Source organism: Burkholderia anthina (genome assembly GCF_902498995.1).
In the GTDB taxonomy this organism is placed as follows: Bacteria; Pseudomonadota; Gammaproteobacteria; order Burkholderiales; family Burkholderiaceae; genus Burkholderia; species Burkholderia anthina.
Window position 1 is genome coordinate 184,619 of the sequence record NZ_CABVLY010000005.1, and the last position, 17,963, is coordinate 202,581.

15 protein-coding genes are annotated in these 17,963 nt (G+C 62.3%); 3 read left to right on the top strand and 12 right to left on the bottom strand.

All coding sequences use genetic code 11. The features are described 5' to 3' along the window. Positions 1–47: 47 nt before the first annotated feature. A complete protein-coding gene (locus BME24068_RS09320; RefSeq protein ID WP_174925875.1) occupies positions 48–2,270 on the bottom strand; it encodes a thiamine pyrophosphate-dependent enzyme in 2,223 nt (740 codons plus the stop codon). Positions 2,271–2,708: 438 nt separating this feature from the next. On the opposite strand from BME24068_RS09320, the gene BME24068_RS09325 reads away from it, so the two are divergent. Next, a complete protein-coding gene (locus tag BME24068_RS09325) occupies positions 2,709–3,725 on the top strand; it encodes an AraC family transcriptional regulator (protein ID WP_096501350.1) in 1,017 nt (338 codons plus the stop codon). Positions 3,726–3,860: 135 nt separating this feature from the next. Here BME24068_RS09325 and BME24068_RS09330 read toward each other — a convergent pair whose 3' ends face one another. From BME24068_RS09330 to BME24068_RS09365, 8 genes are all read right to left on the bottom strand, one after another. Continuing rightward, positions 3,861–4,652: a cyclase family protein gene (locus tag BME24068_RS09330; protein WP_096501352.1), complete on the bottom strand. Its 792-nt coding sequence runs from the start codon at positions 4,650–4,652 to the stop codon at positions 3,861–3,863. 40 nt (positions 4,653–4,692) lie between these two features. After that, a complete protein-coding gene (locus tag BME24068_RS09335; RefSeq protein ID WP_096501354.1) occupies positions 4,693–5,238 on the bottom strand; it encodes a flavin reductase family protein in 546 nt (181 codons plus the stop codon). Between the two features lie 10 nt (positions 5,239–5,248). Then, positions 5,249–6,493 (bottom strand): styrene monooxygenase/indole monooxygenase family protein, encoded by a 1,245-nt coding sequence (locus BME24068_RS09340; protein ID WP_174925876.1) that lies wholly within the window; start codon positions 6,491–6,493, stop codon positions 5,249–5,251. 44 nt (positions 6,494–6,537) lie between these two features. Then, complete coding sequence (locus BME24068_RS09345) at positions 6,538–7,326, bottom strand: SDR family oxidoreductase (protein WP_174925877.1); 789 nt, start codon at positions 7,324–7,326, stop codon at positions 6,538–6,540. A gap of 247 nt (positions 7,327–7,573) precedes the next feature. Continuing rightward, a complete protein-coding gene (locus BME24068_RS09350) occupies positions 7,574–8,899 on the bottom strand; it encodes an MFS transporter (protein ID WP_239007788.1) in 1,326 nt (441 codons plus the stop codon). Positions 8,900–8,985: 86 nt separating this feature from the next. Beyond that, positions 8,986–10,101, bottom strand: a complete 1,116-nt coding sequence (locus BME24068_RS09355; protein ID WP_174925878.1) for an LLM class flavin-dependent oxidoreductase — start codon at positions 10,099–10,101, stop codon at positions 8,986–8,988. Between the two features lie 189 nt (positions 10,102–10,290). Further along, positions 10,291–11,466 carry a porin gene (locus BME24068_RS09360; RefSeq protein WP_244110688.1) on the bottom strand — a complete coding sequence of 392 codons (1,176 nt, stop codon included), beginning with the start codon at positions 11,464–11,466 and terminating at the stop codon, positions 10,291–10,293. Positions 11,467–11,575: 109 nt separating this feature from the next. After that, positions 11,576–12,598: an AraC family transcriptional regulator gene (locus BME24068_RS09365; protein WP_096501366.1), complete on the bottom strand. Its 1,023-nt coding sequence runs from the start codon at positions 12,596–12,598 to the stop codon at positions 11,576–11,578. A gap of 174 nt (positions 12,599–12,772) precedes the next feature. Between BME24068_RS09365 and BME24068_RS09370 the strand changes: the two genes are divergently transcribed. After that, a complete protein-coding gene (locus BME24068_RS09370) occupies positions 12,773–13,684 on the top strand; it encodes a LysR family transcriptional regulator (RefSeq protein ID WP_174925944.1) in 912 nt (303 codons plus the stop codon). Positions 13,685–13,712: 28 nt separating this feature from the next. On the opposite strand, the gene BME24068_RS09375 is transcribed toward BME24068_RS09370, so the two are convergent. From BME24068_RS09375 to BME24068_RS09385, 3 genes are all read right to left on the bottom strand, one after another. Next, positions 13,713–15,293: a phytoene desaturase family protein gene (locus BME24068_RS09375; protein WP_174925879.1), complete on the bottom strand. Its 1,581-nt coding sequence runs from the start codon at positions 15,291–15,293 to the stop codon at positions 13,713–13,715. Between the two features lie 21 nt (positions 15,294–15,314). Next, positions 15,315–15,860, bottom strand: a complete 546-nt coding sequence (locus BME24068_RS09380; RefSeq protein ID WP_096501372.1) for a VOC family protein — start codon at positions 15,858–15,860, stop codon at positions 15,315–15,317. Between the two features lie 83 nt (positions 15,861–15,943). Beyond that, positions 15,944–17,383 carry a purine-cytosine permease family protein gene (locus BME24068_RS09385; protein WP_174925880.1) on the bottom strand — a complete coding sequence of 480 codons (1,440 nt, stop codon included), beginning with the start codon at positions 17,381–17,383 and terminating at the stop codon, positions 15,944–15,946. 54 nt (positions 17,384–17,437) lie between these two features. Here BME24068_RS09385 and BME24068_RS09390 point away from each other — a divergent pair, with 54 nt between their 5' ends. Continuing rightward, positions 17,438–17,884, top strand: coding sequence for a hypothetical protein (locus BME24068_RS09390; RefSeq protein WP_174925881.1), 447 nt, complete (start codon positions 17,438–17,440; stop codon positions 17,882–17,884). The last annotated feature ends 79 nt before the right edge of the window (positions 17,885–17,963 follow it).

The following is a 17,963-nucleotide window of genomic DNA, read 5'->3' on the forward strand; positions in this document are numbered from 1 at the left end:
CTCGTGTGTAGCCCGCCTTGCAGGGCCATTGCACTGACGGCGACGGGTCAGAACGCATATCGGGCACGACGCCGCGCGTCGCCGTTCTGCAGCCAGCCGATCACCGCGCCGCGCACCCGTTGACGCAAGCGATCCATACGGGTCGGATTACTGACGATCTCCGCTCGGTAGAACGACGGGCAAAGCACTGCCGCATGCGAAACCTCGCCGCACAGACCGCATCCGACGCAGCTGTCCATCACGGTCGCGACAGGATCGCGTCGCAACGGGTCCGGATTCTCGCGGATCGACAGCGACGGGCAGCCCGACAGGCGAATACACGAATGGTCGCCGGTGCAGGTATCAGGATCGACACCAAACCGCTCCCGCACCACGCGCTCGCCGGCCGCGATGGCCTTGCGCACTTTCGGCTTCTCGCGGCGCTGCTTGTTGAGCATGCATTCGCTTTGCGCGATCAGCACCTTCGGCCCCTTGACCGTTGTGGTGAGCGCCTCCCGCAACGTCGCGGTCATCGCTTTCAGGTCATAAGTGCGCTTGATGGTGCGAACCCACTCGACCCCGACGCCTTTGACGGCCTTCTCGATCGCATGCCCGGTGCTTCGGGTCGGATTGAGCGCGGCTGACGACAGGATGTCCTGTCCGCCGGTCGCGGACGTGTAGCTGTTGTCGATGATGACGGTCAGGTTGTCGCTGCGGTTGAAAACCGAATTCGCGACGCCGCTGGTGAGGCCGTTGTGCCAGAAGCCGCCATCGCCCATCACCGAAATCGCGCGCTTGCCGGACGGCGCGTTCAGCGCGGCGGCGCCCGCACCGCCCAGGCCATATCCCATCGTCGTATTGCCGAGGTTGAACGGTGGCAAGATCGAAAAGAGATGGCATCCGATATCGGCGCTGACGTGGTGCGGGCCCAATTCGCGTTCGACGAGCTTCATCGCGGTAAAGATCGGCCGCTCGGGACAACCGGTACAAAACCCCGGGGGACGAGCGTGAACCTCGCGATCCAGCGCACCCGGCTCGTCGACGTCGCTTCCGTCGGCCGTGTCCGCAAGCGCAACCGCCTTCGCATCGGACGGTGAATCCACCGGCGCCGGCACAAGCGGGATGACACGCCGCACCGGTACCTGAACCGGCTTCGGCTCGACGACCCCGTATCGCTCGAGGAACGCACGCACACCCGCGAGCACCGTCGCCGTGTTGTATTCGCCGGCCATCGGCAGCAGGTCCTTGCCGTGCAGCGCGGTATCGACGCCAAGTTGACGCAGGATGTTCGCCACGTTCTGCTCGACGAAGTTCGGCTGCCCTTCCTCAAGCACCAGAATGGCGCGCTTGCCTTGGCAGAACCGCTCGAATTCCGCGTCGACGAGCGGATAAGCGACGTTCATCACGTACAGCGGGATCTTCGATTCGCCATAGACGTCGGCCAGGCCGAGCTTCTCGAGCGCACGGATCAGCGTGTTGTAGTTGCCGCCTTGCAGCGCGATCCCGACGTCGGCCGCGCCATCAGCGAAAAATTCGTTGAGCTGACGCTCCTGGATGAAACGGATCGCGGCGGGCCAGCGTGCCTCCACTTTTTCCTTTTCGTGCAAAAAGCTGGCCGGCGGCAGGACGATACGGCTGAGATCGCGTGTGGGATTGTCGAGTGCATCCTTGACCGTAAATGCGGGGCGGCGATTTTCCGATGTGACGAACTGACCATGCACGTGACACGAGCGGATCCGCATCTGCAACATGACCGGCGTGCTGCTCGCTTCCGACAGATCGAATCCGTCCTTGACCGCCTGCACGATGCACGGCAGGTTCGGGCGCGGATCGAGCAACCACATTTGCGACTTCATCGCAAATGCATGGCTGCGCTCCTGCATGATCGACGAACCTTCGCCATAGTCTTCGCCGACGATGATGAGCGCACCGCCCAGCACGCCGCCGGACGCCAGGTTGGCGAGCGCATCCGACGCGACGTTGGTACCGACCGTCGCCTTGAACGTAACGGCGCCGCGCAGCGGGTAGTTGACGGACGCAGCCAGCGTCGCGGCGGCCGTGGCTTCGCTCGCGCTGTTCTCGAAGCGGATCCCGTACTCACCGAGAATATCCTGCGCATCGGCAAGGACGTCCATCAGATGCGAGATCGGCGCTCCCTGGTAGCCCGCCACGTACCCGACACCCGATTCCAGCAGCGCCTTGGTCACGGCGAGAATCCCCTCGCCGCTGAACAGCTCGCCCGCACCCAGACGCAACTTCTTCACCTCTTGCACAAACGATCGCTCGGCCATTGCCTTCCTCAATGTGGTTCGTACGGCACGCAGTGCCCATGGACCTCACTTTCGTTCGCCACACCCCCTCCGTCAATACATGAATAATCATGTACTTTCACTTTCCGCAGGCCCCGGATATCCATTGCAGAAACGGGATATCCGACGCATTTCAGGGCGGGGTTTTCCTGCGTTTCGGCAGCGTATAGGTGGAAGTACTATTCTTCTGACAGCCCATTCCCGATGGCGTCACGCGATCGTGACGCGCCCGTTCCGGACTTCGATCTTCGGGTGCAACGAACGGCCGCCGCGGCGCTTGCAACATCGGGATGGGAAGCGGTTCTTGCATGACATTTCATGCGAGTCGGCAAGCATATTCCGGTCCGCCCCCGACAAGATCACGGTTCAGCGAAACGACCTGCGCTTGTCGACATGCCGGCTCTCGAAAAGGTATCCGTTATGTTGCACGTCACGTCCACCTCGTCCCCTTCCCGGCCGGGCGCGCCGCTGGAACGCGGCCTGAATGACCCAGGCCGGTTGCTGTTCGCGTCCGGAGACATCGACGAGGTTCGGTCGATGGTGGGGCGCGTCATGAAACCGCACAGCCTCAAGATCACCGGCGGCAGCGAGCGGCTGGATGCGCGTATGCATTTCATGCCGTTGGGCGACGTATCCGTGAGCCGGCTGCGCTACGGCTCTGCCGTGGAGATCGACCCCGGTCCGCTCGAAGATTTCTTTTTGGTGCAGATGCCCCTGATCGGAAGTGCGGCGATCGACAGCGGAGCGCAGCATATCGACTCGTTCCCGGAGCTAGCGTCCGTCCTCAGTCCCGACGATGAAACGGTCATGAGATGGGCTACCGGAAACGACCAGCTCATGCTGCGTATTTCGCGGTCGTTGCTGGAACGGACACTGGTAGGCCAGCTGAATCATCCCCTTGAAAGTCCGTTGCACTTCGAGCTCGGTTTCCGCTGGCGAGACACCCCGCTCTGGCAATGCCTGCTGAATTATCTGATGGATTGCTCAGTGCAGTGCCCAGCTCTGGGCGAACACAAGCTCGTTGTCAACCACATCGAGCAACTGGTCGCGTCCACGCTGCTTTCCACGCAACGACACAACTACAGTGATGCCCCGCCCGCGCGCCGCGGTACGATCCTGCCGCGCCACATCCGGCGCGCGAAGGACTACGTGAAGGCCCACGCGCACGAACCCATTTCGGCAGATCAGCTCGCGCAGGTTGCCGGCGTCAGCATGCGCAGCCTTTACGCCGGCTTCAAGGAGTATCTGGGTGTCAGCCCGATGCAGTATCTGCGCGATCTGCGCATGGAGTGTGCGCGCACCGAGTTGATGACCGGCGAGGCCAGCAACGTTGCCGGCGTCGCGCTACGCTGGGGTTTCGCGCATATGGGTCGTTTCAGCAACGACTACAAGCAGCGCTACGGCGAGTCGCCGAGCCAGACGTTGCGGCGACGCTGACGGCCATCACGACGGCATCGAACGAAAAGCGTCCGTTCGCCTTCTCATACCGGCACACGAAAGTCGCCGGTCGAAGCATGAAGCTTCGATACCGGCGGCGTTCAAACGGCTTGCTCCGCGCACCTCGCGGCCGAATCACTCCACCAATGCGAGCACGCGCAGCGGGCTTCCGGATCCCCCCTCGATCTTCAAAGGTGCCGACAGGATCAGCGCGCCCTGGGCAGGCAACTGGTCCAGGTTCTTCAGACACTGCAATCCGTAGCGGTTCGCACCGTGCATCAGGGTATGGCATGGGTATGGAAGCGGCCATGCATAGGACTGCCCGGCATCGGTATTGATCGTTTCCACACCGAAGCCATGCACCGCGCGTTGATGGATCAGCCACTCGACCGCTTCCCGAGTCGGGCCCGGCGTGTGCGCCCCGTCATCCCGCAAGTTGAGAAACGCGTTCGCGTCGTTCACGCGCAACGACCAGTCCGTGCGAAGCAGCACCCACGCACCCGCTGGAATGCGGCCATGCCGCTGCTCCCACGCTTCCAGAAAATCCACCGTCAACAGCCAGTCGTCGTTACGAGCCACCTCGGCGCTCGCGTCCAGCACGACGGCTGGGGCAACGAAGTGCTCCGGTTCGATCGTGTCGACACTGTTACGCGGATAATCGCGGCCCGTCACCCAATGGACCGGTGCATCGAAATGCGTGCCCGTATGCTCGCCGCAGGTGAAATTATTCCAGTACCAGGCAGGGCCGGCCTCGTCATAGTGGGAAATGCGCTCGACGGTGAACGGCTTGACCTGGCCGAACTGCGGCGGCAGCTGCAGTGCCGGGAATGACGGCGACAGCGTCTGTGTGAGATCGACGACGCGAATGGTTCCGTGCGCCAGCCGCTCGACCAGAGTCGGCAGCAATGATGGATTCGTATGTGCCATGAAAAGGCTCCTCAGCGATTTGATTGGAAGCGACGACGGGCTACGAGGTCGCGTGCACGGACGTGAATCGCCCGGCGTGGAACACCAGCGGGGTACCCGGTCGGCTCGCGGTTCGTACCACGCGCCCGATCAACAACAGATGGTCGCCTGCGTGTCGACTGTGATCATGGGCGCAAATCAGCGTCGTCATCGCGCCGTCGAGTGCCGGCACGCCTTCAGGCGTGTCCTGGCATGCGACATCCGCGAACTTGTCGGGCATTCCTGACGTGGCGAAACGACGTGCCAGTTCCTCGTGCTGGCTGGCCAGAATATTGATCGCGAAGTGGCTGCTGTCACGGAAGGCGGCCAGGTTGGGCGAATGGTCGACCAGGCTCCACAAGATCAGCGGAGGGTCCAGCGAAAGCGCCGCGAAGGAATTGATCGTCAATCCGACCGGCCGGCCGCCCGGCGCGCGCGTCGTGACGATCGCGACGCCGGTCGGATAGCTGCCGAGCAGATTACGCAGCGTCCGGGGCTGCAGATCGAGGCTTCCCCATACGGGAGCCTCGGCGGAACCGGCGCCCGGGGACGCAATACACTGAGACATATCGTTCTCCTTACGACATCGCCGAGACGGCTTCGTGGCGCGACAGGAAGTGCTCGCACGCTTGCGCGTCCGCCCACCACGGGAAATAGGACGGCGGATGGTTGAAACCGTCGGCAATGACACTTGCCAGCGACGGCAAACCGGCCGCTGCGCCGATCAGCTTCAATACGTGCGGCGGCGGCGGCGTAAGCAACGAATTCGTCCACCGGACGACCCATTGCGCGTAATCCCAGAATTGCTCGAAGGTTTGCTCCATCCACTTGCGTGTATAGGGCTGCTCACCGTGGGCCAGAATCGCATCGAGATAAACCTTGCAGGCCTTGGTCGCATTGTTGGCGCCTTGCCCCGTAATCGGGTCGTTAGTCACGACTGCATCGCCGAGCCCGAACACGAGCCGGCCGGACGGCAGCGTCATCACCGGCTTGCGGACCGTCGGCGCGAACGCGCCGGCCAGGATGCCGTTGTCGTCGGTCAGTTCGACATGCCGCGCGCGGTCGGCTTCCCACGGCAGGTACGACTCGAGGAATCCCTTGCTTACCGCCAGGTGCTCGGCCGGAGTACGAATGTCTCGCCAGAAATCCAGCGGGCCGCCCGGCACCCCCTCGAACACCATGATGTCGCATGGACCGGAGAGCGTCAGCGCCGGGAACACGAAATACTCGCCTACGCCGGGAATCAGATTGAACGACACGCGCGAATAGTCAGACGTTTTTTCGAGGCCATGCACGTAGGTCAGTGCAAGCGCGCGCTGCGGCTTGTCGAACGGCGAGCGCGCAGCGTCGCGCTCGAACAGGCGGACGACTTCGCCCTTGCCCGCAGCCAGGACGACGAGGTCGTGATCGTCTGCAAGCGCTTCCAGCTCGGCAATGCCCGCATCCTGAATCAGTACCCGCCCGCCGCGCGACTCGAACAGCTCGAGCCAGACAGGCATCTTGACACGCTGATCGACCGACTGTGCCGGAAGGTCCAGTCGTGCGCGCCAGTCGACGACCTTCGCCCCCGCCGGTTCCGGATGACACACCGCGAAGCCGATACCTTCGACGGGCGGGCACGCGTCTGCCCATTGATCGAGGCCGAGGTCCCGCTCGATCTGAAGCGCCGGATCGAACATGCATTGGCTCGACATCACCTTGCCGCGACGAATATCGTCCGGCGTACGGTTGGTGACGACGGTGACTTCATAACCCTTGTCCAGCAGTGCGATTGCCAACGGCAAACCTGCCTGGCCTCCACCCACGATTGCGATTCGACGCATCGAAGTTCTCCTTGATGAATATCGGACTGGTTCCGGGATGCCGCTTATTCCGCGAGCCGCGGAATGGCAGGCCGTGCCTGCTCCGGACCCATCGTCGAATAGCCGCCATCGACCGCATAGTCGGCACCGGTGACGAACGACGCATGACCCGACAACAGGAACGCGACGACATCGGCTACCTCGGACGGGTCGGCGACGCGCCCGAGCAGGTGATAATCCGCGGCCACCCGATCCGTCTTCTCGCGATCGCCATGGGTCAACTCGTCCATGACGCGCGACCAGGTCCAGCCCGGCGATACCGAGTTCACGCGAATGCCGTCCGTCGCGAAATCCATGGCCATGTTCCGCGTAAGCTGGACGAGCGCAGCCTTCGACACCGGATACAGCCAACGTCCCGTCTGGGCGACCTTGGACGAAATACTCGTGAAATTGACGATCGCGCCGCCGCCGGCCTGCACCATGTACGGCTTGACCGCGCGCGCCGCCATCACCGCACTGACCACGTTCACGTCGAGCGCCGTCAGCCAGTCGCGGCGTCCCGATTGCACGCCGTCGTCGAGGTAGGTTGCCGCCAGGTTGACGAGAAAATCCACGCGGCCGAAATGCTCCGCCACGGCGGCGATCCCCTGTTCGAGTTGCTCGTCATTGACGATGTCGACCTGCCAGAAGCGCGTGTGCAGCGGATCGGTCGACGTCACGCGCGCGCCTCCCGCCGCATCGATGTCGAACACCGCTACCTTGACGCCGTAGCTGCGGAGCACGTCGACCACGGCCGCCCCGATAATCGTCGCGCCACCCGTGACGATGGCTACCTTGCCTTCAAGATCTTTCATGTGAGTCCACCTTGCTCGAGGAAATGACACTTTTTTTGCAACGGACACGAGAATCGCTCGACGGTTCAGACGTCGCGGGCTGCAGGACATCAAGTCAGCGCCGCCGTCGGATCGAGCATGAAACAGCCTCCATGAACATCCGTATGCTTGATTCGATAATGGCTCGCCAAATCGACCTGGGTGTATCCGCATCGCGCAATGGTTATCCGCAGTCTGCGGGTATTGAGCGACGCCGATCGCCACGTGGTCAGGCGCGATCCCGGATCAGAAAAACGGCCAGTGCGGCGATGACTCCCGCCGCTGCGAACACGTGAAAGCAGGACGCCACGCTGACGTGATGGCTGACCAGGACGCCGCCGAGCAGCGGTCCGGCAATCGCGCCCAGCCGGCCGAATCCGAGCGCGAGGCCAAGCGCCGTGGCACGCACTCCCGGAGGGAAATACTTCGCCACGTAAGCGTTCATCACCAGCGTGGTCGAAATGGAACCGACGCCCGCCATTCCGACCAGGGCATAGGTGAAAAGCGTGCCCGGGCGGGTCGCGAGCAGCGCGATGCTGCACGCCGCGATCAGATACGAGATTCCGATCACGCGCCGCGATCCCCAGCGGTCGGCAGCGGCACCCGATACCAGCGAGCCGATCGCCGCGGCCAGGTTGAGCGCGAGAAGCAGCGCCAGGCTCGAACCGAGTGGATAGCCCGCGCTGCGCATCATCTGCGGCAGCCAGGTATTGAGCCCATAGATCAGCAGCAAACCCATGAAGAACGCAATCCAGAACAACAGCGTGGCGCGGATGCTGAACGGCCCGAACAGACTACCGATCCTTTCAATCAGCCGCGGCGCTCTCGATACCGAAGCGCCGGAATCCTGATCAAGCACGACAATGCCGAGACGCGCCGCAAGTTCGTCGGCTTCCCGCATTCGTCCCCGGCTGCGCAGAAAGGTGATCGACTCGGGCAAGCCCCACACCATCACGGGTATCGCGAGAAGCGGGAACGCCCCAATCCGGAACAGCGCGCGCCAGCCGGATTCCTGCACAAACCAGAGCGAGAGCAACGCGATGAGGACCCCTCCCAATGCATAGCCCGAATACATCAGCGCGTAGTTGAACGACCGACGACGAACGGGCGAATACTCGATCGTGAGCGCCGAAGCCGTCGGTATCACCCCGCCCAGCCCCAGGCCGCCAATGAATCGGCACCACCCGAACTCGGCTGGCGTCCGCGCCAAGGATGCCCAGGCCATCGTGATTGAAAAAACCCCGATACATGCAATCAGCGTCTTCTTTCGGCCACTCACATCGGATAAGGCGCCGACCAGCACGGCTCCCACCAGCATTCCGATCAACGCATAGCTACCCAGCACACCAAACTGCGTGGGTGTGAGCCCCCATGCCCGCTCGTCGACCAGGGCCGGCAACACGGCACCGTAGATGCCGACGTCGTACCCTTCGGCAAGAATGGCGAAGAAACATAGGGCAATCACGCGCACCGTCACCCAATGCGGCATTTCCGGTGCATCCGACCGTGTATGCCCGCGTACGGCGGCAAACCCCGTTCCTCGTATCTCACTCATGCGCGGTGGTCTCCTTGCGGTTGCCGGAAGCCGGGCTTCCGGTTCGTCCGATCAGGCTCGACGTCTGGCGTCGACGTGCGTTTTTCTCATACGACACTCACCAGACGGGACGCGCTTCGCAATCCGCGCGCTTCCAGCAACGGCAGCACTTCATCGCGGAAATACGGAAACTCCTTGATGTAGTCCACGAACGACAGCGTCGTGCCCTTGAAACCGGCCTCGGCCAAAGCCTGGATGCCATCGGCCACTTGCTGCGGCGTACCGACGAGCGGGAATCCACCGTGACCGGCGGCCATGCGGTCGCGGATCATCGACAGCAAATCGTGCGGGAACGACTGGGCATTGGCGAATTGCAGCGCGACAAGGTTGTCGACCGCCTCCCAGTCCGCATTCGTCTGTGCGAAATGCCGCAGGTAATCGCGCGCTTCCTGTTCGGTAGGTCGGCAGACGACGTGCGAAAACGTCAACACCTGCACATCTCGCCCGCTCTGTCGACCGCGCGCCTTGATCTCGGCCACTTCGGTACGAGAACGCTCCAGATCGATCGCAGGCGTAAAAAGGAAATCCGCGTTGCGGACGGCGAATTCGCGCCCCTCTCCCGACCCCGCCGCGTTCAGGATCGGCGGACGGTCGCCGCCCCATGGCGCCGGCAGGCCATATGCGCCTTTCAACGAGAATGCGTCGCCTCGCCAATCGAACGCACCGTCGCTGCTCCAAAGCTTGCCGACGATGTCGAACCATTCCTGCGCGTACGCATAGCGCGTGTCGTGACGATCGGACAGTGCAAGACCGAGTGCCTCGTACTCCGGCCGGTTCCATCCGGCGACGATATTCAGTCCGGCCCGACCGCGGCCGATCTGATCGAGCGTGGCAATCTGCTTCGCGACAACGACAGGGTTGTTTGCGGCGGTGTGCACTGTGGCGAAGACGGTCAGGTGCTGCGTCTTCGCGAGGATACCGGCGGCCCAGGTTGTCGTTTCGAGCACGGAACCGTGAAAGTCCGTCTCGCCGCCATAACCGATCCATCGTGCAATCGGCAGCATGAAGTCGATGCCCGCCTCGTCGAGCATGATGGCGAGTTTCTCGTTGTTCTCCCACGAATTGTTCCAGCGCTCCGGAATTTTCGTGACCGACATGCCGCCCGAGCAGTTCGTCGCGAATGTGCCGAGAATAAAGTCGCTTGAGGACAGGATTCGTCTCATCGTTTCACCTTCAGTTAACGCATTGCATACATGACCGTGCGCGTCGGAGCATGAACCCGCTCGCGTTCAAACGCTCGCCGGGCCAATTCCACGGCGCGCCGGGAGAATCCGGAGCCGCGCGTCCACCGCGGCCCGAAGTGCGCGGCATGCGCCCCATCGGAGCGGCGCATGCCGAGATCGCTGCGGGGTTCAGAAGAGATGTCGGAGACCGGCGCGCAATACCATCTGATTCCGGCCGTTCGACGGCTCGAACAAGACAACCTGAGCCTGCGCGCCGTTGCCGCTCGTGCGCTGGTACGTGACGCTCGTATAGACGTCCGTACGCTTCGACAGCGAGTAATCGAGCGTCAGGTTGACCTGGTGCGCCTTGTTACCGTCGAGCGCGGCATTGCCGTCCATGAACTGATAGGCGGCGGCGGCACGGAACGCGGGGTTGAATCGATACATGCCACCCACTTCATAGACGTCCACTCGCCCGCCCGTGAAGGTGTTTCTCGTGGAGGTATAAAGTGCGTCGACATACGCCGGGCCGAGAAACACACCGCCACCGATGCCAAAGTTGCGGATCCCGGCATTCCCGCCGTTGATGCCCGGATAGCGCACGTAGGTATACGCAGCGTCGATATTGAACAGCTGGTTGCCGTAATCGATCGCAAAACTCTGGGCGCTGTTCTGCGAAATAGCGCCCGCCACGCCACCAAACCCATACATCCCGCCGAAGCTCAAGCCGTTGAAGTTCGGGCTCTCGTATTTGACCGAATTCGAAATGTGCTCCCCTGCAACACGGTCGAAATCGAACCCGCCACTCGGTTGATTCGGAATGCCGAGCGCATTGAACGGGCCTTGCCTCAGGTTCTGGAGCGAAATGAACGGGAACTCGGGTCCATAACGCTTGACGGCCAGCGACGTGAACATGAAGTCATACTGATTTCCGGCGGTCAGCGTTCCCCACTTGCTGTCGGACAATCCGACATATGCCTGGCGACCGAAAAGATTGCCGATCGACGCACCGTTGCCGGCGTTGAACTGCCCTTCGAGCACGAAGATGGCGGCAAGACCCGCACCCAGATCTTCCTTTCCTCGAAAACCGAAAAGGTTCGGCGCCAGAACGCCGGTTCCGAGCGACACCTGACGCTTCCCGCCTACATTCGTCACATAGTCGATGCCCGAGTCGATCACCCCATACATCGTGACACTGCTTTGCGCATGCGCGGCAACCGCGCAACACGCCAACGATACGGCCGCGCATACAATCGGCACAGCCGACCGGCGCTTTACGTTCCCCCCCTTCATACCTGATCTCCTCACGCTGAATTGAACCGCTTTCACCTTGCGTCCGACATCCTCGCGAATGTCAGTCAGCACGACTGGATCATCGAAGTCCAAAAGTCGTCCGGCTATCCGATTCCTGCAGCGCTCGTCCGATTGACGAAGAGGAGTACGTTCTAGTTCTTACGCGGCTACATCGAGGCCATCAGGCGCACGACGCATTCAGCGTGTCTTGCGGTCGCACGCCGAACCGGCGTCGGTAATGGGATGCAAAATGGCCGTAATGCGCGAATCCCCAGCGCATCGCGACATCCGTCAGGCGCATCGTCGGATCGCCGGTCTTGAGTTCGGCATGTACCGCCTTGAGACGCAACTCCCGCAGGTACGCCATCGGCGTCTGATCGTAGGTCTGCCGGAATGCGTAGAACAACGCTCGCGGGCTGACGCCGACCGTGCGGGCAATCTCCTCGACCGACGTGACATCGGGAAGATGTGCACGCATGTAGTCCTCGGCCCGCTTCACATAGGCCGGCCTGACTGCCTTGCGCATCGGCATCGCCGCGAGCGCTTCGGAGCAGTTGCTGGCGTGCGAAAAAAGAAGAGTATCGATCAGCATGCGCTCGCAATGCTCCGCGTATGCACGCGTGCGAAGCAGCTCGGAGAACGCGACGCTGCCCTCGAGAATATAGGTCAATGCGCCGCACCATGCACGTCCCGCAGGACTGTTGAGATCCAGTTCGGGTTGAAAGCGCAGGCCTTTTTCCGGAAGCAGCTCGATATGTTCGACACAGGCGCGGTCGATGGCCGCCTGTTCGATGCGAACGATGATCTGCCGGAGTTCGTTCGAGAACGCCATTTGGGTCGATTCTTGCGGCGACAGCACTGCGGCCACCCCTCGCCCCCCCGACACATGATGTGCGCCGCAGGTGTAGTGTCCCGCACCGCGAATCGGCATCTGGACGAGCGTGAAGTCACCCAGCTCGCCAGGATCGACGCGGACTTCCGCGCCATATTGCAGGTAAAAGATCTGCAGATTCCCGATCTTCAACGAACGGAATGCAGCGTCGAGCGACTGATCCGCGCCGGTCACCGACATTCGGTGCGGCTTGAATGCTCGCCCTACCCCGTCGATGACATGGTCGGGATCCATCCGGCTGCCCTGGAATTCGACATGGAAATGACGGAACGCATCCGGCGTGCCGTCGAAGAACTGGGGATGAGTGTTCATATCTTCACGCCTTCACGCGACGCAGTACTAATGGCACGATGCAGTGTAACGACAGGGGATCGATTATCCGAATCGATCAATATCCTGCGACCGAATAAAATGGCTTATCGTGGCGGATGGCGTCGCAATGACCGGCCATTGCAACCCGACACGCCCAACCTACACGTGCTTTCCATGGACACCGCCCGCATCGACCTGAACCTCCTGCGCGTCTTCCATGCCATTCTGGAAGAGCGGAACCTGACACTCGCCGCCGGCCGGCTCTGCCTGTCCCAGCCCGCGGTCAGCTATTCCCTGGGTCGACTGCGCGCACTGCTCGACGATCCGCTGTTTGTCCGTGCCGGCAACGAAATGCAACCCACGTCAGCGGCACTGGAACTGCGCGAACCGCTGCAGCAGGCGATGGCGGCGGCCGAACACGCAATCCAGATGATGGGGCCCTTCGATCCGTCGACCAGCACGCGGGTCTTCCGCATCTCCATGTCCGACATCGGTGAGCTGGCATTCCTGCCCCCGCTGTGTGCCGCACTGGAGCAATGTGCGCCGCACGTGCGGCTGGACATTCAATCGGTGCTTGTCACGCACATCGAGGACGCGCTCCGGGTAGGCAAGCTGGATCTTGCAATCGGCAATCTACCGTCGTTGATCGGCCGTACTCGCTATCAGCCGCTGTTTCACGAGGACTACGTCTGCATGACCCGGCGGCGCGATACCTTGCCGGGAGCCGAACTGACGCTCGCTCAATACCTTGCACTGCCCCATATCCTGGTCGGCTCGCTCGAGAGCGCGCATCATCAGATCGAGACGCAATTCCGGGAAAAGAGCATCCACCGGCAGATCGCATTGCGTGTCCCGCACTTCACGGTCGTGCCGCACATTCTGGCGAGAACGGACTGGATCGTGACGGTACCACGGCGCACCGTCCAATGGCTCAATCCGGACGGCGCATTCGCCGTCTACGACTTGCCGATCGACATTCCGGACGTTACCGTGACCGTGCACTGGCATGCCGACGCCGACGACCGCGCGGCCAATCGATGGCTCAGAAACCTCGTCGTACACACGCTCAGCGATCCGTCGGCTTGAGCCCTGCCCGTCTCGTCGGAATCGCGACTCAACTTAGCCGGTTGGCCATCATCCAGCCGGATGCGCCGCCAAGCCCCGGCCCGGGATGCGTCGATGCACCGATCTGGTACAGGTTGCGAAATGGGGTTTCGTGACCTCGGCGCCCCTTGGACCCCGCGATCGGCCGCAGCCAGAAAAACTGATCGGGCGAGCAAACGCCGGAATAGGGATCCCCGCCGACCAGGTTGCAGTTGAGCGCCTCCAGATCGGCCGGCGAGTAGGCTCGACGCCCGACCACTTTGTTCGACAGGCCCGGCATCGCCGTTTCCAGGCGACGTTGCACCCGATCGGCAACCTTTTCGCGCACGGCGTCGGTCCACCGGCCATCGGCCGGTACGGCGATCTCGCCAAGCGCATCGCCGCGCAATCTCGACGGCATCTCCTGCATCTGGAGCCAAAGTATCGCGCCACCCGCAGGTGCGCGGCTCGGATCGACAACTGTCGGCTGGCCGATGGCGATCGTCGGCTGCGCCGGAATCAGGCCATTGTTGGCTTGCGTAACGGACAGGCAAACCGTCTCCATGCTCTCCGTCAAATGCACGAGCGGGACACGTCCAAGCTCAGCATCGCACCAGTCGGGAGGCGACGAAAGTGCGAAGTGGATCTGCATATCGCCACGGCCGAAGAAATAGCCGTCGGCGCGCTCGCGCCACGGCTCGGGTGCGTCAGGCAACAAACGGCCGTACAGCTGTTTCGGCGTGACGTTGCACACCACTGCCTCCCGGGCATGCCACGTTCGGCCGCCGGCGCTCACGCCGACGGCTCGCCCCCGCTCCAGGACGATCCGCTCGACATCCACGCCGGTCACGAACGTCCCGCCTCTGCGCTCGATGATCGTCCTGAATGCCTTGACGATGTTGCCGCTGCCACCCTTCACGACCGGCATGCCACCGGCGATCACGGCCGCGAACGTAAGCTTGCCGATCAACGCGGAGCAGGCATCGTCCGGCCCAAGCCCGGTATGCAACGCCCATGGAGCGATCGCCGCGCGCGCCAGATCGGAGCCGAGCGTGCGGTTGCCCCAGCGTCGGAAGTTTTCAAGCGCTCCGCCGACGAACGCGACAAGCCCGTCCGTCCCCCGCCGGCGCCATTCGCGCCACATCAGCTTGACCATGTTCCAGCCATACGGATTCTCCCCGAGCAAGCCGAAGGTGAGGCCGGCATCCTCGCCGAACAGGCGCTGCGCCATGGCGCCGAACGCCGCGCCGTCTCCCGCACAGGCCGCATCCAGACGGCGCACCGTATCTTCCAGATTCTGCCGGAACGCCATCGCGCGCCCATCCGGCGTCACGACGCCGGTGGCGTAGTCACACTGCGCGAACGCGAGTCCCGCCGCTTCGAGATCGCTCTTGAGTTCCGCGTATGCAGGACTCCCGACGAAGAGCGGATACCACGAAGAAAGCACATCGTGCGTATAGCCCGGAAACAGCTCCTGGCTGCGAATACATCCGCCCAGTTCGGTATTGCGCTCGATCACCGTGACGTGCTTCCCGCGCTTCGACAATATTGCGGCGCAGACCAACGAATTCATCCCGCTCCCAACGATGACGACGTCGGTATCTTCTTGCATCTGATAGCTCTCTCTGTTGCACTACGATCGACGGGCGTACAACGGCGCGTCGGTCTCATCCATGAACGGCAGGTGCTTGTACTCGACCAGTTCCAGCTGATTCCCGAACGGATCGAGGAAGTAATTCACCCGCAGCCCGGCACACGGGCCACTGTCGATCACAATCGGTCCCGCCATCACCTTCACGCCACGCTCCCGAAGAAAGGCGAGCGCGTCGTCGAGATTCTCGACCTTTAACGCGATGTGGCTCGCGCCGATGTCACAATTGCGGGGCGGTATCTGTCTTGCGTCGTCCGGCCGCTCATAGCGGAACAGTTCCAGCATCAGGTTCCTGCCGAGCGCCATCATCACGAAATTCAGTCGTGCCCCGGCGATGTTCAGATGCGCTGCCGTCCAGTCAGTGCCGTCCGGCATCGCAGGCAACGCCTCGGCATCGAACGGGCCCATCCGGTAAAGTTCGATCGCACCCAGCACCTCGCCATAGAAGTGAACCGCGGCATCCAGGTTCGGTACGGTCAATGCGACATGGTCGACGTGCATCACGCCCGGCAAACTCTTGCGTGTCATTCTCGATTCTCCGATCCGATGTGGTTCATGCCGAAGGGGCACGCCGCATTCGCCCCTTCGTTCGTGTCGTGCGGACAGTCGCCTCACAGGCCTGCGGAAACCGCTCGCCCGGTTCGGGCGGGTCTGAACACCGTGAGACGCAGCGCCGGATACAGCACGACACAGATTCCCATCGTGGCGATCGCTTCCACCGGCACGAAGCGCCCGAGGAAGTAGTGGGAAGCAACCACCGCCGCGATCGACGTGATGACACCCGCCCAGTTGACCGCTTCCGCGGGTTCGTTCAGATTCGTATCGAGTTCGCGCGAGAAGCGGCGGACGATGAAGAAATCCGCGACGATAATGCCTGCGAATGCCGTCGTCAGAACGCCGAGAATCGTGATCCATGAATTGACCAGCGCGAGGATCTTCCCGTAGAGCATCAGCAGGCCGATGACGTTGGCCACGATGACGAATGTCAGGCGCCCTGGCCGCACGTTGATCGCATCGAAAAGATTGGACAGGGACAGCGACGCGCTATAAGTATTGATGACCTGTGCCTTGCTTTGCGCAAGGACCATCAGCAAAGCGCCGAGCGCACCGCCAAACACGACGAATGCAGCGGTGACGCTGTCGGGACTCTGCAGGGACGCATGCATGGCCGCTTCATGCGTCATGCCGGCGGTGTGCATATAGAATTGCACGAGCGCCGGGATCCCCGCATACATGATGATGCCGCCGAGCCCCAGCATCAGGACATCCATCATCAGGTTGCCAATCAGCGCCGCATACCCGATATCGCGCGATCTGCGCGCATAGCGGCCGAGATCGGCATCCACGAGCGCGAGCGCACCGGCCGACCCGACGAGCACGTTGACGGCAAAGATGAATTTTTGCAGATCGCTTTCCACGCCCATCGACTGAAGAACGCTCGCCGGAAACTGCGAGCCGAACGAGAAGAGATCCGTGGCGGCAAGGCCCGTACCCGAAATGACGTCGTGTGCGATGTAAGCAAGTACGGCCAGAAACAGGACCAGCGTGATCGACGATACCCGTGCGACCAACGCGAATCCGTAAGCGGTCAACAGCACCCATGCCGCGCTGAGCAGGCCGTAGATGACGATTCGGGCAAGCGTCGTGTCGGCGATGCCGAAATAGAAGATGAAACCGCGATACAGCAACGCGTTTTCCAGCGCGAGAAAGCCGATGATCATGAAAGCGAAGATCAACGACGAAATGATCGATCCTTTCTGCCCGAAGCCGAAGTAACGGGACATGACGGTACTGGACAGCCCGGACCGGTATGCAACGTGACCGCACGCCCAGCCGAGCAGTCCGCCGGCGATCGTGACGGTCGCTCCCGCGAGAATCGCGATCTTGAATCCCGCGACGAAAGTGACCAGCGCGCCGAGGAATAGCTGAACGAGGGTCGTCACGATCCCCGCCGTGTTCCACGACAACGCAAGCCACCCCTTTCGTTCGCTGTCCGGTACGCGCTCAAGCGCATGATCCTCGATCGCCACACTCCGGCTGTTGTCCTTCATAGCATCGCTCCTCTTCTGTACGTCCGTATGCAGCAGCATCGGTCATCGTGACGCGTGGCTGCCGCCCCCTTGTTTGTCCATATCGTCGGGGGTCACAATTTCATTGGAAATCCGGTTCAGGCAATCGACATCCCGGAAACGAAGAAAGTGACGCGGCAACGGTTACGCGCGGCGGGTGTGTGGCGCTCCACGCTCGGCCAGTCCGGCACGTCCCGATTCGCCGCAGCCGAGCGAGGCGACGAGTGCTTCGGCAAATCGCTCGAGCGCTTCCACCGAGCCGTGCGCGCTTCGACACTCTTCTCGGCCTATTCGCGCATCAAGCGTCAATTGCATTCCGCAGTGCTGGGCGATACTCAGGACGTCCATGGCTCATGCTCCAGGTATTTCAATCGATTCACGCAGCGAACAAGTGCGTCGACATCGCGGCTCCGTCATTTCGGCACGGTGATTCGATGCGGACATACCGTCCCGGATACCTTCCGGTTCCGCCGCCGCCCGTGATTTGCATATCTGCAGCGCCACTCGCGCCAAGCCACTTTTCCACGACGGATCGCAGCGCACCTGTCGCGCCACCGAGATC